Raw genomic sequence first — 25625 nt, forward strand, 5'->3', positions numbered from 1 at the left:
GCGGCGAGTTCGGTCACCGCTCCGCCCTCGGGGCGACCAGCGCGGGGTGCGGCGCGATGCCGAGGGCGACCCGGGAGCCCGGGGCGAGCGTGCCCGCGTCCCGGGAGGGCAGGTCGGCCTTGACGGGCGTGCCGGCGAGGTCGAGGTGGACGCGGGTGACGGAGCCGAGGAAGGACGTGGAGACCACCGTGGCGTCGCCGTCGGCGGCCTCGGTCACGGTGACGTTCTCGGGGCGGACCAGGACGTCCACCTCGCGCTCCTTCGGGGCGTCGCCGTCGACGGAGAGGCGACTGCCCGCCACCTCGACGTGGCCGGAGCCGGTCAGGACCCCCGGGAGCCGGTTCATGGTGCCGATGAACTCGGCGACGAAGGGGGTCGCCGGGCGCCGGTAGAGCTCGGCCGGGGCCGCGCACTGTTCCAGCCTTCCGGCGTTGAGGACGGCGACGCGGTCCGCCATGGACAGCGCCTCCTCCTGGTCGTGGGTGACGAAGACCGTCGTGATGCCGAGCGAGAGCTGGAGCCGCCGGATCTCCTCGCGCAGGCTGAGCCGGACCTTCGCGTCGAGCGCGGACAGCGGCTCGTCGAGGAGCAGCACCCGGGGGCGCAGGGCCAGCGCGCGGGCGAGCGCGACCCGCTGCTGCTGGCCGCCCGACATCTGGTGCGGGTAGCGGTCGGCGTGCTGGGGCAGGCCGACCAGGTCGAGGAGTTCGGCGGCCCGGGCCTTCCGCTCGGCGGCCCCGACCTTCCGTACGCGCAGGCCGAAGGCGACGTTGTCGGCGGCGGTGAGGTTGGGGAAGAGGCTGTACGACTGGAAGACCATGCCGGCGTCGCGCCGGTTGGCCGGCACGTGGGTGATGTCGGCGCCGTCGACGAGGACCTCTCCCGCGTCGGGCCGTTCGAATCCGGCGAGGACGCGCAGGGCCGTGGTCTTACCGCAGCCCGACGGACCGAGGAGCGCCAGGAGTTCGCCCGGCTCGACGGTCAGGTCGAGTCCGTCGAGGGCGGTGGTGGAGCCGAACACGCGGCGCAGGCCGCGGAATTCGACACGGGCCCCGCCGGCCGCGAGGGGCTCCGTCCGCTCCGCGGTTGCTGAGGACGAGGACATGGGTCAGGACTCCTTGGGCGACGTGCGGGAACCGCGTGCGGTGCGGGGGGAACGGGCGGTGCCGGGTGCGCCGGCCTGCGCCGTTCCGGCCCGGGAGAGGGCGAGCAGCAGCAGCCAGGTGATGACCAGGCTGAGCAGGGAGACGGCCACCGACATCCGGGCGTGGGCTCCGGAGATGGAGACGATCCAGACCGCGAAGGGCCGGAAGCCGAGGAGCGAGGCGATGGTGAACTCGCCGAGCACCAGGGCCAGGGTGAGGAAGGCGGCGCCCGCGAGCGAGGAGCGCAGGTTGGGCAGGACGACCCGGAGCATCACGTGGAACCAGCTCGCCCCGCAGTTGCGGGCGGCTTCGACGAGGGTCGGGACGTCGACGGCGCGCAGTCCGGCGTCGAGGGACCGGTAGACGAACGGCAGGGCCATGACCGTGTACGCGAGGACCAGGACGACGGGGAAGTTCTCGTCCTGCACGGCGAGGAAGGTCTGGTAGAGCGGGGTCCGCGAGAGGTGGTCGGGACCCCAGCGCAGCACGGTGCTGATGCCGGTGACGAGCGCGATGGGCGGCACGACGAGCGGCAGCATGCACATCACCTCGACGACCGGCCCCAGCCGGGGTGCGCCGAGCCGCACCGCCACGAGGGCGGGCACGGCGAGCAGCAGGGCCAGCGCGATGGTCGCGGCGGCGAGTCCGAGGGAGAGCAGCAGGCTCTCGGTGAAGCCGTCGGCGGAGATCAGCGCGGTGTACGCCTCGAAGGAGACGCCCTGGCCGGGGGTGTGCACGGTGAAGACGAACGAGGCGATCAGCGGGATCAGGAAGTAGGCGCCGCCGAGGCCGAGGACGGCTCCGCGCCAGACGCGGGGCCGGCGCCGGGTCCGCGCGGGGGCGGCCGGCGGGGCCGTCCCCTTCGCGGGCTCCTGGTCCGCCTCCCGGACGGTGGGGGTCATCGCAGCCATCGGGCGCTCCTGCGCTGGAGGGGGAGGTAGACGGCCATGACGAGTCCGGCGATCAGGATCATGTCGAGGCCGAGGGCGAGGGCGACGTTCTCCTGGCCGACGAGGACGTTCCCGGAGAGCGCGTCCGCGATCTTGAGGGTGACCAGGGGGACGGAGCCTCCGACGAGGGCCGCCGCGGTGGCGTGCGCGGCGAACGCGCTGCCGAAGAGCAGCACGAACCCGCCGAGCAGGGAGGGCGCGAGGACGGGGATGCCGACGTGGCGCCAGTACTGCCAGCCGCGGGCGCCCGCGTTCTGCGCGGCCTCGCGCCACTGGGGGCGCAGTCCGTCGAGGGCGGGGAGGATCACCAGGACCATGAGCGGAACGAGGAAGTACAGGTACACGACGGTGAGGCCGGTGAACGAGTACAGGTTCCAGCCGAGGCCGCTCAGGTCGGCGAGCTGGGTGACGACGCCGGAGATGCCCAGGGTCGCGATGAACGCGAACGCGAGGGGGACGCCGCCGAAGTTGGCGAGGACCCCGGAGGCGGTCAGGACGGCGTCGCGCAGGGCCCGGGAGCGGGAGGTGACGACGGCCTGGGCGATGAGGACGCCGAGGACGGAGCCGATGAGCGCGGTGAGGGCGGAGAGCTGGACGCTGCCGACGAGGGAGCCCAGGTAGGGGCCCTGGAGGGAGCGGGCGATGTGCTCTCCGGTGAGGGAGGTGGCGCCGGAGGCGGGGTCGGTGCGGGTCACGGCGCCGTACAGGAGGGCGCCGAGCGGCAGGCCGAAGCACAGTCCGGTGAAGACGATCAGCGGGAGGGCGGCGAGCCAGGTGCGCGGGCCGCGCCGCCGGCGGCGGGTGCCGCCGGCGGTTCCCGTGGCGGGGGCGGCCGCCGCGGCCGGGCCCGCGCCGGGGGCGCTTCCCGTGCCGGCGGCGGTTCCCGTGGCGGGGGTGGAGGAGGCGGAGGACATCAGGAGACGGCCTTGTCCCACTTCTCGGCGAGGGTGGCCTTGGCCTTGTCGAGCTCGGCGGAGGCCGGGAAGGCGGGGGTGCCGGCGACGGCGGGCAGCTTGGCGACGAAGGTCTTGTCGGCGGTGCCGTCGGCGGTCATGGCCGGGAGCAGCACGGGGCGGGCGTATCCCTTGAGCCAGAGGTTCTGGCCCTCGGCGCTGTAGAGGAACTCCATCCACAGGCGGGCGGCCGCCGGGTGCGGAGCGTCCTTGTTGATGGCCTGGGAGTAGAACTGGGCGTACACGCCGTCGGTGGGCACGGCGACCTGCCAGTCGACGCCCTTGTCCTTGAACTGGTCGGCGTAGCCGGCGTTCAGGTAGTCCCAGTCGATGCTGATGGGCGTCTCGCCCTTCTCGACGGTGGCCGGGGTGGACTCGACGGGGATGAAGTTGCCGCTCTTCTTCAGCTTGCCGAAGAAGTCGATGCCGGGCTGGATGTCGGCGAAGGAGCCCTTGTTGGCGAGGGCCGCCGCGTACACGCCGCCGAAGGCCGAACCGGACTTGGTCGGGTTGCCGTTGAGGGCGACCTTGCCCTTGTACTCGGGCTTGAGGAGGTCGGCGAAGCTCTTCGGGCAGTTGGGGACGCGCTTGGCGTCGCAGCCGATGGAGACGTAGCCGCCGTAGTCGTTGTACCAGCGCCCGGCCTCGTCCTTCTGGGCCGCCGGGATCTTGTCCCAGGCCTCGACCTTGTACGGGGCGAAGAGGCCCTCCTCGGCGCCGCTGCGGGCGAAGGCGATCCCCAGGTCGAGGACGTCGGGGGCGCGCTTCTGGCCCTTGCGGGACTTGACGGCGGCGATCTCGTCGGCGCTCGCGGCGTCCGGGTTCTCGCTCTCGATCTCGATGCCGTACTTCGTCTCGAACGTCTTGATCAGTTCGCCGTAGTTGGCCCAGTCCGGCGGCAGCGCGATGACGTGGAGGGCGCCCTCCGCCTTCGCCGCCTTCACGAGGGCGTCCAGGCCGCCGAAGTCCTTGGCCGAGGCGGCGGTGGCCGCCTTCGCGCCGTCGCCCTTGGCGCCGGCCTCGCCCTCGGGGGCGGCACCGCAGGCGGTGACGGTGGTGAGGACGGCTGCGCCGAGCAGGGCGGCGGCAGCGCGGACGGGGGTTCTGCGCACGGGTTCTCCCGAGGTGAGTGAGGGAACTTGTCTGAACAAGCCGCCCTTAGTTCGCCCTTACATCCTGTCCGCGAGATGAACGGGGCATGGCGGGCTCCACACGACTGCCGGAAGAGCCGGTTGCGGTGAACACCAGGTGAATGCCGCGCACTTGGACTGACCTGGTGACCCACCACGGAGCCGGGCGGGCGGGTTAGGGTGATCCTTCGCACCGCACACACCGTGACCGGATGTACACAGCCACCGGGGAGAAGGGGGATGCCGTGACGGCGCTCTACGTGGAGATCGCGGAGGGACTCCGCCGCTCGATCCTGAGCGGCGAGTACGCCGTCGGCGCCCGCCTGCCCTCCGAGAGCGACCTCGCCACGCGCTGGTCCGCCTCGCGCGGCACGGTGCGGCAGGCCGTCGCCCTGCTCACCTCGGAAGGACTCATCGGCTCGCGCCAGGGAGCCCGCCGCATCGTGCTCCGCAGGGAGCGCCGGCACAGCTTCGCCGAACTCCACAGCTTCGCCCAGTGGGCGCGGGCCATGGGTTACCAGGCGACGAGCCGCTTCCTCCACCGGGAGCGGCGCGGGGCCACCCCCGAGGAGGCCCGCCGCCTGGTCCTGCCGGAGGGGGCCGGGGTGCTGGACGTGCTGCGGCTGCGGCTCCTGGACGGCGAACCGGTGATGGTGGAGCGCACGGCGTACGCGGCCTGGGTCGCCCCCGCGGTCGAGTCCCTGCCCGTCGACTGCGCCTCGATCATGGACAGCATGGCGGAGGGGGCCGGGATCGTCGCCCACTACGGCGAACACCTCATCGACGCCGTCCCCGCCGGCAGCGACGACGCCCGCCTGCTGCGCGTCCGCCGGGGAAGTCCCCTCCTGCGCCAGCGCCATCTGACGAGCAACCCGGACGGCCGCCCCATCGAATGGACCGAGGACCGCTACCGGGCGGGCAGCGTCACCTTCAACGTGAGCAACTCGGTGGGCACGGCGCCCCTGGTCCGCGATCCGGGCTCGCTGCTCATGTGACGCCCGCCGCACGGCAGTCGGCGGTCGCCCCGCGACGGACCGCCCGACCGCCGCCCCGACGGACCGCCGGATCACCAGGCCGACGGATCGCCGGATCGCCAGACCGACGGGTCGACGGGTCGACGGGTCGCCGAGCCGACAGACCGACGGCATGTCACGAGGCAACCCCGACCCCCCGGTTGCCGTCCTCAGGAGGCGAGAGAGGCACTTGGGAGCCGGGGAAGCCCGGAGGCCGGGACACCCGGAACACCGAGCGCGCCCGGGACACCGGGCCGCCCGGGACACCGGGATCCCCGGTGACGCGCCCGCGGTGCCTCACGAGACCGATCGTGAGGATGAACGCTTTGATACGTGTCACACGCGGCGTGGCCACCGCCGCGGCGTTACTCGCCCTGACGGCGGTGTCACCGGGAGCGGCGTACGCCCAGCCGTCACCCGGAACACCGTCGACGGCCTCCCCCGGGAGCCCGTTCGGGAACCTCGACCTCCCGGAGGGCTGGCAGGTCACCGGGGCCGGCGCGGACAGGCGGCTGATCTGGACGTCGCCCTCGCCCGTCCCCATGGGCGACGCCCGCGTCGAGTTCCACGCCGGCGACCGGCTGCTCGGCCGTCCGGTCGCCCAGAAGGACGGCCGTTCCTTCCAGTTGCCGCTCGGGGACCTCCGGCTCACCGGGGACACCGAGCTGCGGGTGACGGCCGGCGGCCGGCGCCTCGACGCGGCGGGCCCGGCCCGCTCCGCGCGCCTGAGCCCCCGCGCCCCGTCCGCCCTGCCGGAGGCCCCGCCCGCCAACCCGGTGGACCCGGGGGTGCCCGGCCGCTACCGCACCGTCAGCGGCGAATACGCCCTCGAATCCGTCCGGTTGCCCGGCTTCCCCGAGCCGGTCGAGATGCGCGCCACGGTCGTGGGACCGGCCGGCGCACCGGGGAAGCGGCCGGTGGCCCTCTTCCTCCACGGCCGCCACGGAACCTGCTACACCCCCGGCACCGAGGACGTGACGGGCGACTGGCCCTGCGCCCCGGGCTCGCTGCCGATACCGAGCCACCAGGGATACCTCGACGCCCAGCGGCTCCTGGCCTCCCAGGGCTACGTGACGCTGTCCATATCCGCCAACGGCATCAACGGCCAGGACTACCGCGCCGAGGACGGCGGGGCCCAGGCCCGCTCCTCGCTCGTACGCCACCACCTCGCCCGCTGGGCGGACTGGTCCGCCGACCGCTCCGCCGCACCGGCAGCCGTACGCGGCACCTCGTCCGCCGACCTGTCGCGCGTGCTGCTCGTCGGCCACTCCCGGGGAGGCGAGGGCGTCAACCGGGCCGCGGTCGACAGCCTCACCCCGCCGCCCGCCGACCAGGACGGCTACCGGGGCCCCGTGCGGTGGAGGATCCGCGGCACCGTCCCGATCGGGCCCACGATCTTCGGCAACAACCCGGCCCCCGACGTGCCGTCCATGACCATCCTGCCGGGCTGCGACGGCGACGTGTCCGACCTCCAGGGCCAGAACTTCGTCGACGGCACCCGCGGTGTCAGCCGGGGTGCCGCCCTGCACAGCGCGGTCTACATGGTCGGCGCCAACCACAACTACTTCAACAGCGAGTGGACGCCGGGACAGGCACAGGCACCGGCCTTCGACGACTTCACGTCCGAGGACGGGACCGACCCGGTCTGCTCCCCCGGCACGGCGACCCGCCTCACCGCCGCGCAGCAGCAGACCGCGGGCGCCACCTACATCGCGGCGGCCGCCCGGCTGTTCGTCGCCGGTGACGACCGGGTCCGTCCGCTCCTCGACGGGACCGGCCGCCGGGCCCCCTCCGCCGGTCCGGCGCGGGTCCTCACCCACGCCGTCGGCGCACACCGCACCCCGGCCTTCCTGCCGGACTCCTCGGTGAGCGTGACCGGGGGCGGCAGGCTCTGCGCCCAGGTCGACCCCGACGACGCCCGCGCCTGCCTCTCCCGCGAGGCGGGCGGCGCGTCACCGCACTTCGCCATGTGGGAGACCTCCACGGAGGCGGGCCGCGACGCCGTCGCGCTGGAGTGGACCGCCCCCGGAGCCCCGGTCGCGGTGCGCTCCGCGCGGCCGGTCTCCCTGGCCGGGGCCCACGCCCTCGCCCTGCGGCTGATCGTCCCGCCCAACACCACGGGCACCGAGCTGGACGTCGCGGTGACCGACGCCTCGGGGCGGCGCGCCCAGCTCGGCCGTACCCGGATCGACGGACTGCCCGGCACCGAACGGACCGCGTCCCACTGGGCGCGCGAGCTCCGCGTGCCGCTGACCGCGGCGGCCCGGTCCGGCCTGGACCTCAAGCGGATCACGACACTGGAGCTGACCCCGCGCGGCGGCTCCGGCCGCGCCTGGCTGATGGACGCGTGGGGCTGGCGCCCCGGTACCCCGGCGGTGCGCCCCGCTCCCCTGGCCCGGGTCGACATCGGCCGTCTGACGGTCGCGGAGGGCGACTCGGGCGTCCGGACCTACCGGGTGCCCGTGACGGTGTCCGGTCGGGGCGGCGGCCAGGTCCGTCTGTTCGTCCCCCGTCCGGACACGGGCGAGGTCACGTCCCGTACGGTGACGGTCCGTCCGGGCCACCAGGACATCGACGTCCGGGTCGAGGTGACGGGCAACACCCGCTACGGCTACGACCTGCCGCACGACGCGTTCGTGAAGGCGGTGCGCGGCACCGTGGTCGGCGCCCACCGGGGCGGTGTGACCGCCCTCAACGACGACCCCATGCCCCGGGTGAGTCTGATCCCCGTCGCGGACGACGTGACCGAGGGCTCCGCCCTGACCTGGCGGGTGACCCTGTCCGAGGCCTCCGACGTCGACGTCATGGGCTACGTCTCGTTCCTGACGCCGGCCGGCGGTACGGAGCTGTCCACGGCGGACGTCGACCGGGCGTGGCTGGAGGAGAACCTCGGTGAGGTGCCGGACCCGGCCGCGCCGCTCTCCCTCATCGGGAACGGCGGCCTGTACCTGGGCGTCACCGTCCCCGCCGGCGAGACGAGCGCGGAGGTGCGCGTGCCCACGGTCGCGGACGGGCTGAGCGAGGCGGCGGAGTCGCTGCGGGCCCGGCTGACGACGTTCGACGCGTCCTGGGAGCCCGTCCCGGGCCCGGAGTTCACGGGAACGGTACGGGACGCCGCGTGACGGGTTCTCACGAGAACTGACGCGCCGCGTCGGTGGTTCGGGGCGGACACCGGTCCCCGCACGGTCGGGGGCCGGTGTCCGCCGTCCTCACTCCTCGTCGCTCACTCCGCGTCGCTCGTCCCCTCGGTCGTCCCCGCGTCGGCCGGGCGGCGCGTGGCCGGCGGGGGCTCCTCGCCGCGCGCGATGCCGAGCGTGGCGAGGAGGTCCTCGTGGAGCTCCATCCACACGGTGTGGCAGGAGTCCTCCCTGACGCGGTCGACCCAGGAAAGCTCGCCCCGCCGGACCCGCGCGAGCGCGCCCGTGAACCGCGCGCCGTACCCGCGGAAGCGGACGAGCCGGGTGCCGAGCTGCTCCGAAAGGGGCTCGATGACCCGCCCCAGGGCGGTGAGTTCGTCGAGGACGCGCCCGTCCCACGCCGCGTCCCCGTGGTCGTTGACGACCAGGCGCCCGGTGCCGTCCGGTCTCACCTGCCAGTTCGTGCAGGCCCGGAGGCAGCGGGCGTTGTCGGCGAGGAAGGTCTCGTACCGCTCGCGCACGAAGGGTCCGAGCCCCGCCCCGGCCAGTTCCTCGGCGAGCCGCCGCTCCCCCTCGGTCCTGCCGGCGTCGGTGAGGCTCCAGCCGCGCGTCCCGGCGAACGCGCGCCGGGTCACCCAGCCCCTCGCCTCGTGGTCGAGCAGCGCCTCGCGCACGACCTCGGGGTCGAGACCGTAGCGCGCCGCCGCCCGCTCGTCGTCGGCCATGCCCCCGAGCCGGACGGCGTGCAGGGCGAGCAGCTCGGGGTCGGAGACGACGGGTCCGGCCGGGGAGTCCTGGAGATCGGTTGGGTTCGCCACGCGTCCGAGCATAGGTCCGCGCCCGCCGGCGGGGCAGCCGCCTGCGCTCCCGGATCGGCCGTACGTGCCGCCGGGCCGGGAGGCCGCCCACGGCCCACGCCGTCTACGCCGGTGACGACGGTCGGCGTACGAGGAGGAGGGCGACGTCGTCCGTCCGGTGGGCCGCGATCCTGACGTGCAGGGTCAGTTCGTCCGCGAGCTGTTCCAGATCCCCGGCCCGGGACACGGCGAGCCGCTCCGCCAGGTCCGCCATGGCCGTACCGATGTCGAGCCCGGGGGCCTCGACGAGTCCGTCGGTGTACAGGGCGAGGACGGATCCGGGGTCCCAGGGCAGCTCCGTGGTGCGGTACTCGACGTCCGGGGCGATCCCGAGGAGGAGCCCCGGCGGGACCTCCAGGATCTCGGTGCTGCCGTCGGCCCGCCTCAGGATGGGGGGCGGATGACCGGCGCTGGCCAGCCGGAGACGGTGGTCGGCGAGGTCGAGTTCGGCGATCAGGCAACTGGTGAAGCGGTCCGCGTCGAGGTCGTCGAGGAGCCGGTTGGTGCGCGCCAGGATGTCGCCGGGCGACGCGGCGGCCGTCGCGTGGGCGTGCACGGCGGTCCGCACCTGCCCCATGAGCGCGGCGGCGGTCGTGTTGTGGCCCTGGACGTCGCCGATGACCGCGATGACGCTGGTGGGGGTCGCGCGGATGAGGTCGTAGAAGTCCCCGCCGATGTCCGTGCCGTGGCCGGCCGGCAGATAGCGGGCGGCGACGTCGACCCCGGGCAGCGAGCTCAGCCCGTGCGGCAGCAGCCCGGTCTGGAGGCTGCGCGCGAGGGAGTGCTTGGCGTCGTAGAGCCGGGCCCTGGCCAGCGACTGGGCGATCAGCCCGGCCAGGGAGGTGAGCAGCGCCCGCTCGGCCGACGGGAAGGGACGCGGCCGGTCGTACGAGAGGACGAGCGAGCCCACGGGACGGCCGGAGGCGATCAGCGGCAGGAACGCCCAGGCGTTGCGGCCCCCGTAGCGCGGCGCCCGCGGGTGGGCGCGGTGGAGGTCCTCGTACGTGGAGAAGAAGGCGGGGACGCCGGTGGCGAGCACCTGGGCGTCGGCGGCCGGTGCCGTGAGCGGTTTGCCGTCGAAGCCCTCGACGAACTCCTCGCTGTAGCCGCGGTGGCCGATGACCCGCAGCCGCCCGTCGTCGACGCTCATGAGGACGAGTCCGTGCGGGCCGAAGGCGGGCACGATCTGGTCGGCGACGAGTTCGACGACGTCGTGCACGCCGGCCGCCTCGGCCAGGGAGGCCGCGAGGTTCGTCAGCTGGTAGACCGCGGTGGCGCCGACGGGCTCGGCGGGCGGCGGGGGCACCGCGCGGGCGGGAGGGGCACCGGGCGCCGGGCCTTCACCGGGCGGCGCGGGGGCTCCGCCGTGCGCCGGTCCTGAGCCGTGCGCGGTGCGCTCCGCCCCCGGGAAGATGAGGACGCTGATGCCGGTCTCGTCGGGGTAGAGCTCGAACAGCAGCGAGGTCGCCGGATGCCGTACGGCGGTGAACGACGTCGGCCGGCGGCTGACGACGGCGGCGCGGTAGCGGTCCTCGAAGGCGGGGTCGTTCAGCCAGAACAGCGCCTCCCACGGCCGTCTGCCGACCAGGGTCGCCGCACCGGCGTTCACCAGCTCGGCGCCGGCGGTGTTGATGAAGGTGACGCGCCCGTCGAGGTCCAGGGCGCAGCACCCCACGGGCAGCCGCTCGGTGAGGTCGAAGGCGGCGGCGGCGAGGACCGGGTCGGCCTCGGAGGGCCGTTCCGGGTGGACGACGCGCGGCTCCGTGGGGTGGGGCGGTGGCGGGTCCTGGTCGGCGGCCCGCCGCAGCAGCAGGGCCGCGAGACGGCAGTGGGCGTCGATCGACTCGCGTTCGCGCGCGTCGAGTTGGGGCGGGTGCGTGACCGGCCAGAGCAGGGCGACGCCGCCCCACACGGTCGTGTCGTCGGCGACGGGGGCGGCCGCCAGCATGAAGTCGTACGGCAGGACGATCCCGATCCTGGGGTAGCGGTGGGCGATCTCCTCCCGGCCGCCCAGCCACACGAACTTCCGTTCCCGGATGGCGTCGGCCACCGGGATCGGGGCCCCGGCCGGGATCCGGACCCAGGGAGCGGCGATCTCCCGCGACAGTCCCGAGACGAGGACGAGGCGCAGCATCCGGTCGCCCGGGACCAGGAGGTAGACGAGCCCGACCGACGCCCCGACGTCCCGCATGAGGCCGGTGAGGACGGCGGCCATCCGGCCGTCGGCGAAGACGTCCTCGCCCCCGGCGCCCGTGGTCCCGTCCGCCGGGGCCCCTTCCACCGGGCTCACCCGCCCGCCGCGGCCGACCGGGCGCGGCACGGGTCCGGGCGCGTCGCGCTCGGCGTCGCACCGGCCCGCGTGCCGGGGCCCGGCGGCCCGGATCGAGGTCGGCGGCGGCGCGGGTCACGCATAGTCGGACCCTACGTCCGCCGTCCCCCGGCCGCGCGACAGGCCTTCGGGGTCCCCGTTGACCACCGTCCGCGACTCCCCCGCGAGGGCCGGCCGCGCCCCGGGGGAAGCGCAGGTCAGAGGGGACGGCGGCGGTGTCCTCGCGCCGGACGCAGGACGTCCTCCCGGACAGCGGGGGCCCGCGTCCTCGTTCTCCACGGCCCCCGGTTCCGTACTCCATCGGGTGTACCCCGTACTCGGCCGACGTACGGCCGGGCGGACCGCACCGGCGGCGCGGGCCGCCATGGTCGGGTGACCGCGACGCCGGGAGCGAGGGAAGGCCCGGGCCCGGCCGGAGAGACGGGCGGACGGAGCCCCGTCACTCCTCCAGGAGGCGGCGGGCCTCGGAGAGGAGGCGGAGCAGTTCGGTGCGCGAGGGGTCGTCGGGGGCGTCCGGCGCCGCACCTCGGGGCGCGTGGGTGGTGAGGACGTGCAGGGCGACTGCGGCCTGGCGGGCGAACAGGCTCAGCAGGTCGAGCTCGGACAGGCTGGATCGGGCCTGCGGGGACGGGTCGAGCACCTCAAGGACCCCGAGGACGCGGTCGCCGTGGATGAGGGGGGCGGCCATCAGCGCGTTCGGGACGTAGCCGGTGGACTTGGCGACGTCCCGGTCGAAGGACGCGCTGTCGTGGAGGTCGTCGACCACCATCGGCTCGCCCGAGGCGGCCACCCACCCGGCGATCCCCCGGCCCGCCGGGAACCGCCGGCCCACCAGGAACTCCTGCCCCTGCCCGGAGACGGCTTCGAAGATGAGCTCGTCCGCCGCGGCGTCCAGGAGCAGGATGGAGCTCGCCTCGGCGCCGAAGATGGCGCGCGCGGTGTCCACCACCGACCGCAGGAGCTCGGCCATGGCCGGATCGGGCCGAGGTGCTGCGGACATGGCGGGGACGATCGTCTGAGCCATGGGGATTCCCTTCCGGCGCCGGTCGTTACCGGCTTCCGTGGACACGGACGTTGGCTGCGGACAGGTACAGGGCGTTCTTCAGCTGGAACGGCGTGAGCCGGGGGCTGCTCGACAGGATCCGCGCGCAGAGTCCCGCGACGAACGGGGTGGCGAAGCTGTTGCCGGAGCTGCGGATCGACGTGCCACCGAGCCACGCCACCTGGACGCGCTGGCCGGGGGCGAAGAACTCCACCGGGGGCTCGGGGTTGTAGAGGTGGAGGTCCTGGTCGTCCTCCTGGTGGCTGCCGACGGAGATCACCGAGGAGAAGCGCCAGGGGAAGCTCTCCACGTGGGTGTTGTGCGCCGAGGCGACGATCACGGTCTGCTGGAAGTACGCCTCGTCGGCCAGTCGGCGCAAGTCCTCCACGAACCGGTCACGGCTGGTGGAGAGGCTGAGGTTCACCACGTCGAACCGCTGGCGCACGGCCCACCGGATCCCTTCGAGCAGGACGTCCCCGCTGCCGGAGAACCGTTCGCCGAGCACCCGGACGCTGGAGATCTCGCACTCCGGCGCGGTGCGCCGGATGATCCCGGCGCAGGCGGTGCCGTGGCCGCAGAAGTCCCCCTCGTCCGTCTCCTCGACACGGACCCCGTCCTCGTCCTTGACGACGCGCCACGCCTGGGGCACCGGGCCGACCAGGGGGTGGTCCCGTTCGACCCCGGAGTCGACGACACAGACGCGGATGCCCCGCCCGGTGCCGCCGGGAAGACCGCCCGCCGGGGGGTCCGGCGCGCTGTCGGCCTCCACGGGTACGTCCTCGGGGCCCCGGCCCCGAAGTCCCCAGGTCAGTCCCGGCACGGGTCGCTGCCCGGTGGTCATCGCGGTGTCTCCCTTCCTGCTCCGGCGGCTCGTCCACCGGTGGGGCCGTGCTCCGGCGGACGTGCGCCGCAGCGGGCGGCGACGGCCTCGGCCCGGCGTACGGCCGGCAGATGGCCCTTGGCGGCGAAGTGCCGCCGTGCTCGGGCCGCGGCCTCCGCCGCGTCGGCCGGGCGGCCCAGGGCGAGGGCCGTGCGGGCGTGGTCGAGGGCGGCGAGGCCCTGGACGATGGGCGAGTCGGTCCGGGCCGCCGTGGCGAGCGCCCGGGCGGCGAGCCGGTCGGCGGTCGCCACCTGCCCCTGTACGGCGGCCATCCGGGCCCGCAGACCGTCGAGGTCGGCGGCCTCGGCGTGCGGGCGCCCCTGTTCCGGCCGTTCCGTCGCCAGTTCGGCGAGGGTGTCACGGGCGGTGCGCCGGTCGCCGAGGTCGAGTCGGATGCGGGCCGCGTCCAGCAGGGCGCCCCGCAGCATCGCGGTGGCGCCGAGTTCCCGCGCGGCGGCGACGGCCCGCTCCAGGTTCAGGAGCGCCTCCTGGCGGCGGCCGGCCAGGTCGGCCACGGTGGCGGTGAAGATCGGCAGGAAGACGTCGGCCTCCGCGTAGCCGAGCCTCTTCGCGAGCTGCTCCGCCTCGGCGAGGCAGGCGAGGGCGCCGTCGTGGTCGTCGTGGAGGGCCAGTACCACCGCGAGCGGGCAGTTGAGCGTCAGCCGGACGGCCCGGCGGCCGGCCCCCTGTTCGGCGAGGAGTGCGCGGCAGCGGGCCACGGCCTCCACGACCGGCTGGGGGCCGCGCCAGAGCGAGACGCCCGTCGCCCCGAGGGCCGCGGCCCGCTCGGGCTCCGCGTCGGCGCGCACCGCGTGGTCGAGGGCGCGGGCGAGCAGCTGCTCCGCCGCCCGGTGCAGTCCCTCCTCCTGGGCGGCCTGCGCGAGCCGCAGACAGGCCCTGGCCTGGCCGAGCTCGTCACCGGCCGCCGCGAAGACCGGCAGGGTGGCGGCGGCGGCTTCGCCGGGGGTCTCGTCCCTCCCCCGGGAGTGGCCCGCGGAGGCCAGACCGAGGCGGGCGTGGGCGGCCTCCACCGCGACCGGACCGCCGTCCGGGCCGTTCTCCGGGGCCTCGGCCAGGACCGCTTCGAGGAGTTCGGTGCCCTCGGCGCTCCGGCCCAGGTCGAGAAGGGTCTGGCCGAGCCGTCGCCGCGTCGCCGTGCTGCCCGGCTCGCCCGCCGTGTACCGGGCACTCGCGCGGGCGAGCAGGTCGGCGGCCCACACGGGGTCGGCGTGGGCCAGCGCGAGACGCCCGGCCTCGGCGAGCGCGTCGGCCGCGCGCCGGCGCAGACCGTCGGTGTGCGCGTCCTGGGCGCCCAGCTCGACCCGGTAGCGGTACGCCTGCTCCAGGTGGGCGCCGACGGCCGCGCCGCCCCGGTCCCGCACCGATTCCAGCCGGACCGCCCGTTCGTGCCGGTCGGCCCGGTCCTGCTTGGACTGGCTCGCGTACACGACCTCCTGGATCAGGCCTCCGGCGAAGCGGAACGCGCCGCCGTCGGGCCTGATCAGTCGGTGCCGGACCAACCGGTGCAGGGTGGTGCGGAGTTCGGCCCCGGTCCACGTCTCCGCGGCGGGCCCGGCGAGTGCGGCCAGCTCGGCGGCGGTGAAGTCGCCGCCGAGGACGGACGCCAGGCCCAGGGCCCGGTGCTCGGGCACGTCGAGCGCGTCGATCCGGGCGCCGATCAGCGCCTGGAGCGGCAGCGGCACGCTGTCCGCGTCGACGGGATGCCCGGCGACCAGCAGCTGCTCCAGGTGCAGCGGGTTCCCGCCCACCCGCGCCAGGACCTGCGGGGCGAGCGGCTCGCCGTCCGCCGCGCCCCCGGCCAGCTCGGCCGCGAGGAGCCGCGCCTCCGCATCGGAGAGTCCGCCGAGCGGTACGGCGTCCAGGGCGAGTTCGGGGCGTACGTCGAAGAGCTCGGGGCGGGTGAGCAGGACGGTCAGGACGGGGGCGTCGGAGAGGGCGCGCAGGAGCCGGTCGAGCGCGTCGAAGAGCGGCTGCGCGGCCCACTGGCAGTCGTCGATCACGAGCACGACGGGCTCCGTCCCGGCGAGGTCGGCGAGGACCTTGGCGAGCGCCGCGCAGGTGTCCGCGGGCGACGGGTTGGGCGTCCCGTCCAGGAGCAGGCCCTGGTGGAGCAGGTCCAGTTCGGGGGAGGGCCCGGCCGTGCCGACGGTCTTCAGGAGGTCGGCCACGGCGTCGGCGAGCGGCCCGAGGCTGGGCTGTTCACCCCGGGCGCGGCACCGCCCGACACCGTGGCGGAGACGGCCTTCGGCGGAGGGTGGGGCGGGGGTGGTGGCCGCGGGCTCGGACGTGACCGTCATGGCGGTGGCGGTGGCCCCCGTCGCTGTCGTCGGAGCAGCTGCCGTCGCCCGCTGGAGCCATTCGCGGACGAGCCTGGTCTTGCCCTGGCCCGCCTCCCCTCCGACCACCAGGCGATCGCCCCGGCGGTTCCTGACCACGCGGTCCAGCACCTGTTCCATCAGGGCGAGTTCACGGGTCCGGCCGACGAATCCGAGGTCGAAGCGGCGCAGCGCCTCCGGGCCGTCCTCCTCGTCCAGACCGCGCAGTCGGTGGGCCGCCACCCGGTCGCTCTTGCCCTTGAGCAGCAAGGGGCCGGTCTCCGTCGTCCGGACGCCCGGCCCGGCGGCCGCCAGGGTGTCCGGGCCGATGAGGATCTCCCCGGCGGCGGCGTTCTGTTCGAGGCGGGCGGCGATGTTGACCACCTCGCCGGAGACCATGGCCTGCCGCAGGGTCGCCGAACCCGTGACCGCCTGACCGGTGTTGACACCGATGCGCATCTCCAGGCGTACGCCGACGGCCTCCTCCAGACGGACGTTGAGCCCGGTCAGCGCCTCCCGCATGGCCAGGGCGGCGGAGACCGCGCGGCGGGCGTCGTCCTCCCGCACGGTCGGCACGCCGAAGACGGCCATCACGGCGTCCCCGATGAACTTCTCGACCGTGCCGCCCTGTTCCTCGATCCGCAGCCGCATCAGGTCGAACCACCGGAGCGTCACCGAACGCAGGGTCTCGGCGTCCAGGGCCCCGGAGAGCGCCGTGGAGCCGACCAGGTCGCAGAAGAGGACGGTCACGACCTTGCGGCCGGTCGGTCTGGCCGTCACCGGCCCCGCGGCGCACGGGGTGCCGCAGGAGGGGCAGAACCGGGCACCGTGCGGCAGTGCGCTCCGGCACGAGGCGCAGGACATGGGTTCCTCCGGTGGGCAGGGGGCCGAGGGGCGGCCGGGGTCAGAAGAGGGCGCCGCCGGCCACGTCCGCGTGGGCCTGCACCTCGGGGGCCGCGGCGTCGAGCCGTCCCCTGATGTCGACGAGCAGCGCCAGTTCGTCCGGGGTGAGCGCGCGGACGACCTCCTGCTGCTCCTCGCTGAGGGCGTCGACGTCGAACCCGGCGGCGGCGAGCGCCTCGAGCGTGGGCTCGGAGGGGGCGCTGTCGTCGGGCGGGGTGGTGGGGTGGTCGGTCACGGGTGTCCTCCGGGGTCTGCGGCGAGGGAGAGGAAGAGCCGGGTGAGCAGGTTGGCCGTGTGCAGGGCGCTGACGGAGACGGCGGTCTGCCGGGCCGGGTTCGGGGCGAGTTCGTCGAGCACGCGGTGCAGGTCGTCGAGGTGGCCCCCGTCGAGCTCCGCGTGTTCCCTGAGGGTGCGGAACGCGCGGTCGGGGAGCCCGGTGGCCTCGCTGAGCCGGTCCGCGAGCCGGGGCCCGGGCGCGTTGCCCTCCAGGACCGCGATGTAGCCGAGGAGCGCGACGGGGTGCTCGTGCTCGATCCGGTAGTACTGCGCCCCGGCGAGTTCCACCACGACGGGGTGGGGCACGGCGGCGGGTCCGGCTCCGGCGGCGGCGAGGTCGTCGAGGAGCCAGGCGTCGTGGTCGCGTTCCTCCTCGGCGTGGCGGAGGTAGTACGCCGCGAGGAGCCGCGAGGCCGGGTCACCCAGCTCGGCGCACCGCTCGGCCGCCCGTTCCAGGAGCGGCACCGAGGCCCGTACGAGCGGATGCATGGCGGCCAGGTAGCGCACGTACCGCTGCCGGAGTCCGTCCGGCCGCCAGAGGGCGGCGGTCGCGGCTCTCAGGACGGGGGTGGTGGGCGTGAGTTTGGTCCTGAGCGCGAGGGATGCGGTGGCGTTCATCGGCAGCTCCTCTTCTCTCCGGGAAGCGGCTCGATCAGGGGAAGCAGACCGAGTACGGCGGCGGGGGGCGGCGGCTCGACGGCGGGCGGGGCCGTCCGGGCGGCGGTCGGGAGCGGCTCGACGGCGGGCAGCGGTCCGGCGACCGCGGGGCGCTCGCCTCCCGCCGCCGGTCCGCCTCCGGTGGGTGGTTCGTCCCGAGCAGGCGACTCGACCAGGTGCGCGTAGCGGGCGCAGCCCATGCGGCGTACCAGCGCGGCGGGTCCCGCCGCGAGCTGTTGGTCCGTGCTCAGCCGGTCGAGGAGTGCGCCGACCCGGCCGCCCGCGTCGCGGGCCGCGCCCGCGAGGACCTCCGGCCGGTCGGCGAGCGCGTGGCAGCTGCGGCAGTAGCCCGCGGGGGCCGGCTCGCTCTCGTACCGTTCGTGGAGGCGCCGGGGACCGACCGCGCGCAGCATCCGCAGCACCGGGGAGCCGAGGGAGCGGGCGCGGACGGCCGGCCAGTCGTCGTCGGCGATGTGCCCGAGCCGCAGATGCGGGGGGACGGGGCGCCGGTCCACCGTCCACTGGTTGCAGCAGGCGGCCACGGTCCCGTCGAAGGCGACCACCGGCCAGGCCGCGAGCGCGCACGGCGCCGCGCGGGAGCCGTCCGGACCGGGGGGTGTCGGCAGGGCGAGGCGCGCGGCGCGGCCGAGCGGCCGGACCTCGTTGACCAGCAGGGGCATCCCGGCGCCGAAGACACGGCGGACGTCGGCGACGACCTCCGCCAGGTACGGGTCGTCGGCGCCGGCGCCCGTGAGGTGGATGCTGGCGGGGACCCCGGCGTCGAGTACGGCCCGCAGGGCGCTCAGCACGTCCGCGCGCGGGATCTCCCGCTCGTGGTGGACGTCCAGGCTCGCCGAGAAGTGGTCGAGGGCCGTGATCGCCCGCATGGTCCGGTCCGGGACGCGTCCGCCGCGCGCGAAGAACATGCCGCTGAGCAGCGCCACCCGGGACCCCCTGGCGCGTGCGAGTACGGCCAGGCGGGCGGCCAGCTCGGGCAGCAGCAGCGGTTCGCCGCCGGTCAGCATGACCACCTCGGGGCGGTCCTCCGTACCGAACGAACCGATGAACCGCAGCAGTTGGTCCGGGTCCGGCTCCTCGGAGACGGAGAGGGAGGAACCGGTGGAGCAGTGCGCGCAGCTCATGGGGCAGCGGCGGGTGAGCGCCACCAGGAGACCGCCGCAGGGCACCGGCCGCAGGCCGATGAGCTCCGCAAGGTCCATGGTTCCTCCCCCGTGTTCGTGTCGCGCGCGGACATGACCTGGAGCGTGCCGGTGGCCGGCTGACTTCCGGTTCGGGAACGCCTGGAGATCGGTTGGTTCCCAGCTCCGGGCGGGTGCGAGCGGGCGCGGGACGGCCGGGCGCGGGGGGCGTGACAGGGGGCTCGGGCGGGGCGCGGGGCCGTACCGCGCCCGCGTCGTCGGCGTTTACCGGCGCCGAACCGGCGGCCAGGCGTTCCCATACCGCCGATCCGTACGTTCTTCTCAGCCGGCGCAGCGACGCCGTCCAACAAGGAGGACGAACATGCCCGAGAACACGAACCCGAAGCCGATCGAGGACGAGGACATCGAGGTCGTGGCGCACGGCGAGGACGAGGAGGCCGAGGCCGGCTGCATCGTCAACAACTCGAGCGACATCTCCTGACGCGACGCATCTCGACCTGAGTACCTCGCGGGCCACCCGGTTCTCGGCAGATCGTGCCAGGACCGGGGGGCCCGCGGCCACCTCACGGGCGCGGCACCACCCGCCGCCGCCCATCTGATCCCGAGGGAGCGCGCACGTCGTGAAGATCCTGCTCTGCCCGCTCAGCGACGGCGGCTACCTCTACCCGGCCCTCGCGGCCGGTCGTGAACTGCGGCGCCGGGGCCACCGGGTCAGCGTGCTGGCCAGGGCCGGCGCCGTGCCCGTCGTGGCCGGGGCCGGGCTGCCGGTGGCGACGGCGGAGGAGTTCGGCGGCCATCGGGCGTTCTCCGCCACGTGGTGGGGGAAGACCGGTGCGGCGCAGTACCGGGCGACGCTGCGCGCGGCCCGGGAGGCACGGGCCGATCTGCTGGTCACCTCCGTGCTCTGCAACGGCGCCCTGCTCGCCGCCGAGACGCTGGACATCCCGGTGGTCGTGATCGGGCTCTCGGTCCATCTGTGGGACTACCGGAGGGGCGGCGAAGGGGAGCCGCACCTGGGCAGGACCCGGGAGAGCCGGACCCTCGACTGCCTGCGGATCCACGCCGAGACGCGGGAGGAGACGGGTCTGGCGGGGCGGGCCTCCCGGTGGGCGGACAGCCCGCTGTACGGTGACGCGCTGCTGCTCCGCGGGGATCCGGCCCTGGAGTACCCGGGCGCGGAACTCCCCGAGCGGGTACGGCACGTGGGGCCGCTGGCCTGGGAGCCCGCTCCCGGCCCGGGCGAGGTCGAGGCGGTCGCGGATCGGCTGGACCGGTCCGGCAAGCCCGTCGTCTACGTCCATCTGGGCCGCTTCTTCGGGGGCGCGAGCCTGTGGCCGCGGCTCAACGAGGCGTTCACCGGCGGCCGGTTCCAGGCCGTGGTCGAGCAGGGCAGGTCCACGGACCCCCGGCCCGCTCCCGGCGCCGACGTCGTGCTCGTGCGCAAGCCCTGGATGGGTCCGCTCGTCGACCGGTCCACGATGGTGCTCGCCAACGGCACCTCCGCCCCCGTGCTGGCCGCCCTGCTGCGCGGACGTCCCCTGGCGCTCTCGCCCAACGGCTCCGAGCAGCCGCTGCTCACCGGCGCCTGCGTGCGGGCCGGCGTGGCCGTGCGCGACCCGAAGACCCCGTCCGTGGAGCTGTCGGCGCTGCTGGAGTCGGTGGGGCGGGACGACTCCCTGCGGACCCGCGCGCGTGCCCTCGGCGGCGGGCTCGCCGCCGGGAACAGCGCCGCGCGCGCGGCCGACATCGTCGAGCGGGTGGCCCAGGCCTCCGCACCCCCGAAGGAGGACCATGAGTACGCGATCAGTCGGCCTCGATGAGGCCGTGGCGAGTCTGTCCGCGGGTACGCGGCGGTGGATCGCGGAGCGGGCGGGGTACCTCGACTCGCCCGCCGGCCACGCCGACCTGCCGGTCACCCCACGCGTCAAGGCCCTCCTGCAACTCGCGCTCCTGCGCCGTTCCTGGAGCAAGGCGGGGCCGGCCGACGCCGCCCTCGGCGATGTCACCGAGCTCGTCGAACGGGCCCTGCAGCGACCGGACTTCCCGCATCTGCTGACCCTCGACCGGAGGTACGCCCGGCAGTTCGAGCTGATGTACGCGGCGCTGACCCCCGCCGGAGCCGTCACCGACGGCCCCCGCACGGTCCTCGCCCGGTCGGCGGCCGACGGCTATCTCGCGCCGCGCGGGAAGTCCCCGTACGTCCATCTGGAAGCCCGGTACTACGCCGATCTCGCGGGCGCCGAGCACCGGTTCGCCTCGTACGAGGAGCTGTACGCGGCCAGCCTGCCCGCCCGGGCCGCCGCGCTGCCCGTGGCCGACCTGGACGTCTGCGTGGTCGCGCACACCGTCTTCTACCTCAGCGACTTCGGCCTCCGTGACCCCGGTCTGACCGAGGACGCCCGGGAGCAGGCGCTCCAGGTGGTGGAGCGGCTCACCCACCACTGTGTGGGCCTCGGCGAATGGGACCTCGTCGGCAAGCTCGTGCTCGCCCAGTACTGCCTGGGCGCCGATCCCCTGCGTACGCCCTCCGGGGCGGCCGGGATCCGGATGCTCGCCGAGGTGCAGGCGCCCGACGGCGCGATCCCCGGCCGGTCCGTCGTCCGGCGTGCCCCGGCGGACGCGACGCCCGTCGACTACTTCCGGAAGTCCTACCAGGCGACCCTCGTCACGGCCCTGGCGACCATCGTCGTCGGCGGCGGCCGGAACGGCGGGGTCTCCACCACTGCGGCATCGGCAGCGCGGGAGACGCGATGAGCATCGACCAGGCGACAGCCGTGGACCGGACGGCGGGCATCGGACAGGCGACGGCCGTGGACCAGGCGGCGGGCGCCGCCCCGGACGCGGGCATCGGACGAGCGGGCGCGGCCGCCCGGGTTCCGGGCCCCGCGGGCGTGGCGTCGGCCGGGCCGACCGCGCTCGCGGCCACCGGAGCGCGTCTGCTCCGGGGCGAGCGGAACTGGTGGTTCCTCGGCCCGGGCGGGGTCGCCCGGCTCGGCGACCGGCACGTCACCGCCGACGGAGGCCTGTACCCCGAGGCGGAACAACGGCTGCGCGAGAGCGGCATGTTCGCCCCCGCCCGGGTCCATGCCTACGCGCTCACCGTCCTCACCAGCACCCACTGCAACCTGGGGTGCGGGTACTGCTTCCAGAACACCGCCCAGGACCTGGCGGGCGGCAGCCGGCCGCCCCGGATCGCCCGGACCCGCCTGAGCTCGGAGACGATCACCTCGATCCTCGGCTTCACCGAGCGGCAGATGGCCGCCGCCGGCCTGGAGAAGCTGAGAATCCTGCTCTTCGGCGGGGAGCCCCTGCTCAACCCGCGCGGCTGCGTGGAACTCCTGGAGCGGGCCGCGGAGATCGCGCCGACCTCCGCCTGGATGATCTCCAACGCCACCCTGCTCACCCCGTCGCTGGCCCGGCGCCTCACCGACCGCGGGCTGACGTCCGTCCAGGTCACCTTCGACGGCGACCGGGACGACCACGACCGGATCCGGGTCGGCAGGGCGGACGGCAGCGGGACCTTCGACAAGATCGTCCGCAACATCGTCAGGGCCTCCGAGGCCACCCCGATCCGCTGGACGCTGCGGGTGAACGTCTCCCAGGAGACCTTCCACGGGGTCGACGCGCTGGTCGACCGGCTCGCGGCCGCCCTCGACCCCGCGCGGTGCACCCTGTACTTCGCCCGGATCGGCGACGTGGGCGTGGGATACGCCAACAGCCTCCTGCACAACGGGGAGCTCTCGGCCGCGTTCACCCGGTGGCAGCGCCGGGCGCTCGAACTCGGCTTCACGGTGAGCCGCCCCGGCGGCAAGAAGACCTGTGTCACCTGCGGTCACGCCGACGGCCGCTACGGCGCCGTCGTGAGCGCGGACGGGACGCTGGCCAGCTGCTGGGAGACCGCGGGCAAGCCCGACTGGGAGGTCGGGACGGTCACCGACGGCTACCTGCCCAGCGCGGTGACCGGCGACCGGTGGATCGCCTGCCAGGACCTGTACAGCTACGACGAGGACGCGCGGACCCTCGCCCGGTTCCGCGACACCGTCGACACGGCCCTGCTCGACCACCTGCACGAGACGGGGCGCCTGTAGCCATGCCCTCTCCCCTGGAGCAGCTCTCGGCCGGCGCGCTCGGCTGGCTGGGAAGGAACCTCGACCACTTCGACCCGTTCTCGGCGAGCGCCCCCTCGGCCACGCACGGAAAGGCGAAGGCGGCGCTGGAACTGGCGCTGCTCTGCCACCGCGCGGGCGGCCCGAACGGCACCCCGGAGGCGCTGGGCGGGGCGACGGCCCTGGTACGGAAGCTCTGGCAGGACCCGGACTTCCCCCGGCTCTTCGACGAGGTGCCCGGGTACGCCGCCACGTACGGGCTGATCTACGCCGCGCTGGCCCCCGACGGGATCGACGGGACACAGTGCCGGGCCGCGCTCGCACGGCTGGACCCCGACTTCCTCTCGTCGCGGGGGAAGTCGGCGTACCGGCGCGTCGAGATCCGCTACTACGCGGACAAGGCCGGGGTGCGCCACACCGTCGAGCCGTACGCCGCACTCCTCCCGCACAGCCCGCTCGTCGCCTTCCGCGCCGCCGGGCCCGAGGGGGAGGCGAGGGCGGCGGACGCGGCACCGGGGAGCGGCACGCGGACGCCGGAGAGCACGGCACCGCTCACCACCCCGCAGGCGTACGCCCTGACGCACACCGCCTTCTACCTGGGCGACTTCGGCCGCGCCGCCACCGGGCTTGCGGAGGACGTCCGCTCCCCCGCGTCGGAGCTGGTCGACCTGATGCTGCTCCACTGCGTCGCGCACGACCGGTGGGACCTGGCGGCGGAGCTCGTCCTCACCCAGTACATCCTGGGCGTCGATCCGCTGCGGACGTCCTCGGGCTCGGCGGCCGTGGAGTGTCTCGTCCGGGCCCAGCGGCCCGACGGGGCGATCCCGGCGCGGTCCGCGGCGCTCATGGCGCCCGCGTCCACGACGGGCGGCGCGTTCTTCCGCAAGGCGTACCACACGACCCTGGTGACCGCCCTCATGGCGTCCGTCGTCCCGTCGCCGAGGCCGTCATGACACCACGCCTCACGCTGATCAACCCCGACTACACCCGGCTCTGGTTCGGCCAGGCCGTCTCGTCCGTCGGCGACGCCGTCTTCAGCACCACACTGGTGCTGTGGGTGGCCACCGTGCTGGCGAAGGGCGAGGCGTGGGCGCCGATGGCGGTGAGCGGCGTCCTGATGGCGTCGAGCGTCGCCGTCCTGGTCATCGGCCCGCTCGCGGGCGTGTTCGTCGACCGCTGGGACAAGCTCCGCACCCTGCTCGGCACCGAGGTGCTCCGCGGCGGGCTCGTGGCCCTGCTGACCGTCGTCTCCTTCCTGCCGGCCGACGCCCTCCCGGCGGGCGCCTGGCTCGGCGTCGTCTACGCGACCGTGCTGCTGCTGCACGCGGCCGGCCAGTTCTTCTCCCCCGCGCGCTTCGCGATCCTCGCGGACCTCGTGACGGGTGAGGCCGACCGTGCCCGCGCGGCCGGTATCGCGCAGGCGACCGGGGAGACGGCCTGGATCATCGGCCCGCCGCTCGCCGCGCCGCTGCTGTTCACCGCCGGCCTGCAGTGGGCCCTGCTCTTCAACGCGCTGACCTACGCGGTGTCGTACGTGGCCATCCGCTCCATCGGGCTACGGGCGACGGCCGCGGGCACGGCCCGGCCGGGCGGCACCCGGAAGGCCACCGGCAGACAACAGGGCGGACTGCGGAAGGAGTTCGTGGCCGGTGTGCGCTTCTTCGCGCGGAGCAGGTTCCTGGTCGCGCTGCTCCTGATCGCCGTCATCGGCCAGTTCGGGATCGGGGCGCTGAGCACGCTCAACGTCTTCTTCACCACCGACAACCTGCACGCCTCGGCCCATCTCTACGGATACATCGGCATGGCCATGGGAGCGGGCGGCATCACCGGGGCGCTGTGCGCGGGCCGGGTGGTGGAGTGGCTCGGGGCGCGGCGGAGCACCTGGGTCAGCCTGCTGGTGAGCGGCGTGCTCCTGGTCGCCTACTCGCGCCAGTCGGGCTTCCTCGGCGGCGTCGCCCTGCTGTTCGTCTTCGCCGTTCCGCTCACGGTGCTGAACACCGCGATGGCACCGCTGCTGCTCGCGGCGGCGCCCCCGGACTTCCGGGGGCGGGTGATGGCCGTGTTCTATCCGGTGACGAAGCTGGCGTCGATGCTCGCCGCGGTCCTGTCCGGCTGGCTCGCCGGCTCCGTGCTGCGGGACGTGGCGGGCTCCGTCGGCGGCGTCCGGTTCGGCCCCATCGACACGATCTTCGCGGTGTCCGGGGCGGTCGTCGTCCTGGCCGGCGTCTACGCCTGGCTCGCCCTGCCCGGCACGGAGACGGCCGAGGAGACCGGCACGGAGACCGGCACGGAGCCCCGTGCGGGGGCTGAGGCGAAGGGCGGTGCCGGGCACGAGGCCGAGGCTGATGCGGAGGTGGACGCGCGGGCCGAGGTGGAGGCCGGTTCAGAGGCCGACGAGGAGGCCGAGGTGGAGGCCGAGGTGGAGGCCGACGTCAGAGCCCATTCGCCGCATACCGGTTCCGAACCCTCTGCCGACCGTTCCACAACCCAGGGTCCGTAGGTTCGCGCCGAGGCGGCGCGACCGACGCCGTCGACCGAGGAGGACGGACATGCCCGAGCCCACGACCCCGGAGCCGGCCGAGAGCGAGGACCTCGAAGTCGTCGCCCACAGCGACGAGGAGGAACTCGCCGCCTGCGTGATCAACCGTTCCAACGACCTCTGACGCGTTGACCGGGCGCCTCGCGCCCCAGCTACGAGCGGGCCCCGCCCGTCGGCAGTCCGTGCCGACGGCCGGGGCCCGCCTCCACCGT

General features: G+C 74.9%; 19 protein-coding genes. 7 read left to right on the top strand and 12 right to left on the bottom strand.

The annotated features are described in order from the left end of the window. Positions 1–13 precede the first annotated feature (13 nt). The 4 genes from ABT129_RS15070 to ABT129_RS15085 are packed head-to-tail and all read right to left on the bottom strand — an operon-like array spanning position 14 to position 4127. Positions 14–1105 (bottom strand): ABC transporter ATP-binding protein, encoded by a 1092-nt coding sequence (locus tag ABT129_RS15070; RefSeq protein ID WP_351900846.1) that lies wholly within the window; start codon positions 1103–1105, stop codon positions 14–16. Between the two features lie 3 nt (positions 1106–1108). After that, complete coding sequence (locus ABT129_RS15075) at positions 1109–2056, bottom strand: ABC transporter permease (protein ID WP_502981769.1); 948 nt, start codon at positions 2054–2056, stop codon at positions 1109–1111. Continuing rightward, positions 2044–3009, bottom strand: coding sequence for an ABC transporter permease (locus ABT129_RS15080; RefSeq protein WP_351900848.1), 966 nt, complete (start codon positions 3007–3009; stop codon positions 2044–2046). Before ABT129_RS15080 ends, ABT129_RS15075 begins: the two co-directional genes overlap by 13 nt. Then, entirely contained in the window at positions 3009–4127 is a 1119-nt protein-coding gene (locus ABT129_RS15085; protein WP_351900896.1) for an ABC transporter substrate-binding protein, read from the bottom strand. The genes ABT129_RS15080 and ABT129_RS15085 overlap by 1 nt, the downstream gene beginning before the upstream one ends. 263 nt (positions 4128–4390) lie before the next feature. On the opposite strand from ABT129_RS15085, the gene ABT129_RS15090 reads away from it, so the two are divergent. Further along, positions 4391–5173 (top strand): GntR family transcriptional regulator, encoded by a 783-nt coding sequence (locus tag ABT129_RS15090; RefSeq protein WP_351900850.1) that lies wholly within the window; start codon positions 4391–4393, stop codon positions 5171–5173. A 344-nt stretch (positions 5174–5517) separates the two neighbouring features. Next, complete coding sequence (locus tag ABT129_RS15095; protein WP_502981770.1) at positions 5518–8313, top strand: hypothetical protein; 2796 nt, start codon at positions 5518–5520, stop codon at positions 8311–8313. 101 nt (positions 8314–8414) lie between these two features. On the opposite strand, the gene ABT129_RS15100 is transcribed toward ABT129_RS15095, so the two are convergent. The 8 genes from ABT129_RS15100 to ABT129_RS15135 form a co-directional block, all read right to left on the bottom strand. After that, positions 8415–9146, bottom strand: coding sequence for a transcriptional regulator (locus ABT129_RS15100; RefSeq protein ID WP_351900854.1), 732 nt, complete (start codon positions 9144–9146; stop codon positions 8415–8417). A gap of 103 nt (positions 9147–9249) precedes the next feature. Then, complete coding sequence (locus ABT129_RS15105) at positions 9250–11400, bottom strand: SpoIIE family protein phosphatase (RefSeq protein ID WP_502981774.1); 2151 nt, start codon at positions 11398–11400, stop codon at positions 9250–9252. A 553-nt stretch (positions 11401–11953) separates the two neighbouring features. Further along, entirely contained in the window at positions 11954–12538 is a 585-nt protein-coding gene (locus ABT129_RS15110) for a GAF domain-containing protein (RefSeq protein WP_351900857.1), read from the bottom strand. Positions 12539–12563: 25 nt separating this feature from the next. Then, on the bottom strand, positions 12564–13397 hold the full coding sequence (locus ABT129_RS15115; RefSeq protein ID WP_351900859.1) for a S8 family peptidase: 834 nt from the start codon (positions 13395–13397) through the stop codon (positions 12564–12566). Beyond that, complete coding sequence (locus ABT129_RS15120; RefSeq protein ID WP_502981771.1) at positions 13394–16636, bottom strand: adenylate/guanylate cyclase domain-containing protein; 3243 nt, start codon at positions 16634–16636, stop codon at positions 13394–13396. Before ABT129_RS15120 ends, ABT129_RS15115 begins: the two co-directional genes overlap by 4 nt. A 40-nt stretch (positions 16637–16676) precedes the next feature. After that, positions 16677–16910, bottom strand: a complete 234-nt coding sequence (locus ABT129_RS15125; RefSeq protein ID WP_351900863.1) for an aroma-sacti cluster domain-containing protein — start codon at positions 16908–16910, stop codon at positions 16677–16679. Further along, a complete protein-coding gene (locus tag ABT129_RS15130; protein ID WP_351900865.1) occupies positions 16907–17569 on the bottom strand; it encodes an iron-containing redox enzyme family protein in 663 nt (220 codons plus the stop codon). The genes ABT129_RS15125 and ABT129_RS15130 overlap by 4 nt, the downstream gene beginning before the upstream one ends. After that, positions 17566–18828, bottom strand: coding sequence for a radical SAM protein (locus tag ABT129_RS15135; RefSeq protein WP_351900866.1), 1263 nt, complete (start codon positions 18826–18828; stop codon positions 17566–17568). The genes ABT129_RS15130 and ABT129_RS15135 overlap by 4 nt, the downstream gene beginning before the upstream one ends. Before the next feature lie 560 nt (positions 18829–19388). On the opposite strand from ABT129_RS15135, the gene ABT129_RS15140 reads away from it, so the two are divergent. Genes ABT129_RS15140 through ABT129_RS15160 form a run of 5 tightly spaced genes read left to right on the top strand, consistent with a single transcriptional unit; the run spans position 19389 to position 25374 of the window. Then, on the top strand, positions 19389–20588 hold the full coding sequence (locus ABT129_RS15140; protein ID WP_351900868.1) for a glycosyltransferase: 1200 nt from the start codon (positions 19389–19391) through the stop codon (positions 20586–20588). Further along, complete coding sequence (locus ABT129_RS15145) at positions 20560–21522, top strand: DUF6895 family protein (protein ID WP_351900870.1); 963 nt, start codon at positions 20560–20562, stop codon at positions 21520–21522. Before ABT129_RS15140 ends, ABT129_RS15145 begins: the two co-directional genes overlap by 29 nt. Beyond that, positions 21519–22856: a radical SAM protein gene (locus ABT129_RS15150; RefSeq protein ID WP_351900872.1), complete on the top strand. Its 1338-nt coding sequence runs from the start codon at positions 21519–21521 to the stop codon at positions 22854–22856. Before ABT129_RS15145 ends, ABT129_RS15150 begins: the two co-directional genes overlap by 4 nt. 2 nt (positions 22857–22858) lie before the next feature. Beyond that, on the top strand, positions 22859–23827 hold the full coding sequence (locus ABT129_RS15155; RefSeq protein ID WP_351900874.1) for a DUF6895 family protein: 969 nt from the start codon (positions 22859–22861) through the stop codon (positions 23825–23827). Next, positions 23824–25374: an MFS transporter gene (locus ABT129_RS15160; RefSeq protein ID WP_351900876.1), complete on the top strand. Its 1551-nt coding sequence runs from the start codon at positions 23824–23826 to the stop codon at positions 25372–25374. Before ABT129_RS15155 ends, ABT129_RS15160 begins: the two co-directional genes overlap by 4 nt. Positions 25375–25625 lie beyond the last annotated feature (251 nt).

This window comes from Streptomyces sp. NPDC002057 (genome assembly GCF_040296665.1).
Classification (GTDB): Bacteria; Actinomycetota; Actinomycetes; order Streptomycetales; family Streptomycetaceae; genus Streptomyces.

What these genes read in the sequence shown, in the direction of transcription:
- ABT129_RS15110 (WP_351900857.1), bottom strand. Translation starts at nt 12,538, where the DNA reads ATGGCTCAGACGATCGTCCCCGCCATGTCCGCAGCACCTCGGCCCGAT.
- ABT129_RS15070 (WP_351900846.1), bottom strand. Translation starts at nt 1,105, where the DNA reads ATGTCCTCGTCCTCAGCAACCGCGGAGCGGACGGAGCCCCTCGCGGCC.
- ABT129_RS15130 (WP_351900865.1), bottom strand. Translation starts at nt 17,569, where the DNA reads ATGAACGCCACCGCATCCCTCGCGCTCAGGACCAAACTCACGCCCACC.
- ABT129_RS15145 (WP_351900870.1), top strand. Translation starts at nt 20,560, where the DNA reads ATGAGTACGCGATCAGTCGGCCTCGATGAGGCCGTGGCGAGTCTGTCC.
- ABT129_RS15115 (WP_351900859.1), bottom strand. Translation starts at nt 13,397, where the DNA reads ATGACCACCGGGCAGCGACCCGTGCCGGGACTGACCTGGGGACTTCGG.
- ABT129_RS15080 (WP_351900848.1), bottom strand. Translation starts at nt 3,009, where the DNA reads ATGTCCTCCGCCTCCTCCACCCCCGCCACGGGAACCGCCGCCGGCACG.
- ABT129_RS15075 (WP_502981769.1), bottom strand. Translation starts at nt 2,056, where the DNA reads ATGGCTGCGATGACCCCCACCGTCCGGGAGGCGGACCAGGAGCCCGCG.
- ABT129_RS15155 (WP_351900874.1), top strand. Translation starts at nt 22,859, where the DNA reads ATGCCCTCTCCCCTGGAGCAGCTCTCGGCCGGCGCGCTCGGCTGGCTG.
- ABT129_RS15105 (WP_502981774.1), bottom strand. Translation starts at nt 11,400, where the DNA reads ATGGCCGCCGTCCTCACCGGCCTCATGCGGGACGTCGGGGCGTCGGTC.
- ABT129_RS15150 (WP_351900872.1), top strand. Translation starts at nt 21,519, where the DNA reads ATGAGCATCGACCAGGCGACAGCCGTGGACCGGACGGCGGGCATCGGA.
- ABT129_RS15160 (WP_351900876.1), top strand. Translation starts at nt 23,824, where the DNA reads ATGACACCACGCCTCACGCTGATCAACCCCGACTACACCCGGCTCTGG.
- ABT129_RS15120 (WP_502981771.1), bottom strand. Translation starts at nt 16,636, where the DNA reads ATGTCCTGCGCCTCGTGCCGGAGCGCACTGCCGCACGGTGCCCGGTTC.
- ABT129_RS15135 (WP_351900866.1), bottom strand. Translation starts at nt 18,828, where the DNA reads ATGGACCTTGCGGAGCTCATCGGCCTGCGGCCGGTGCCCTGCGGCGGT.
- ABT129_RS15090 (WP_351900850.1), top strand. Translation starts at nt 4,391, where the DNA reads ATGTACACAGCCACCGGGGAGAAGGGGGATGCCGTGACGGCGCTCTAC.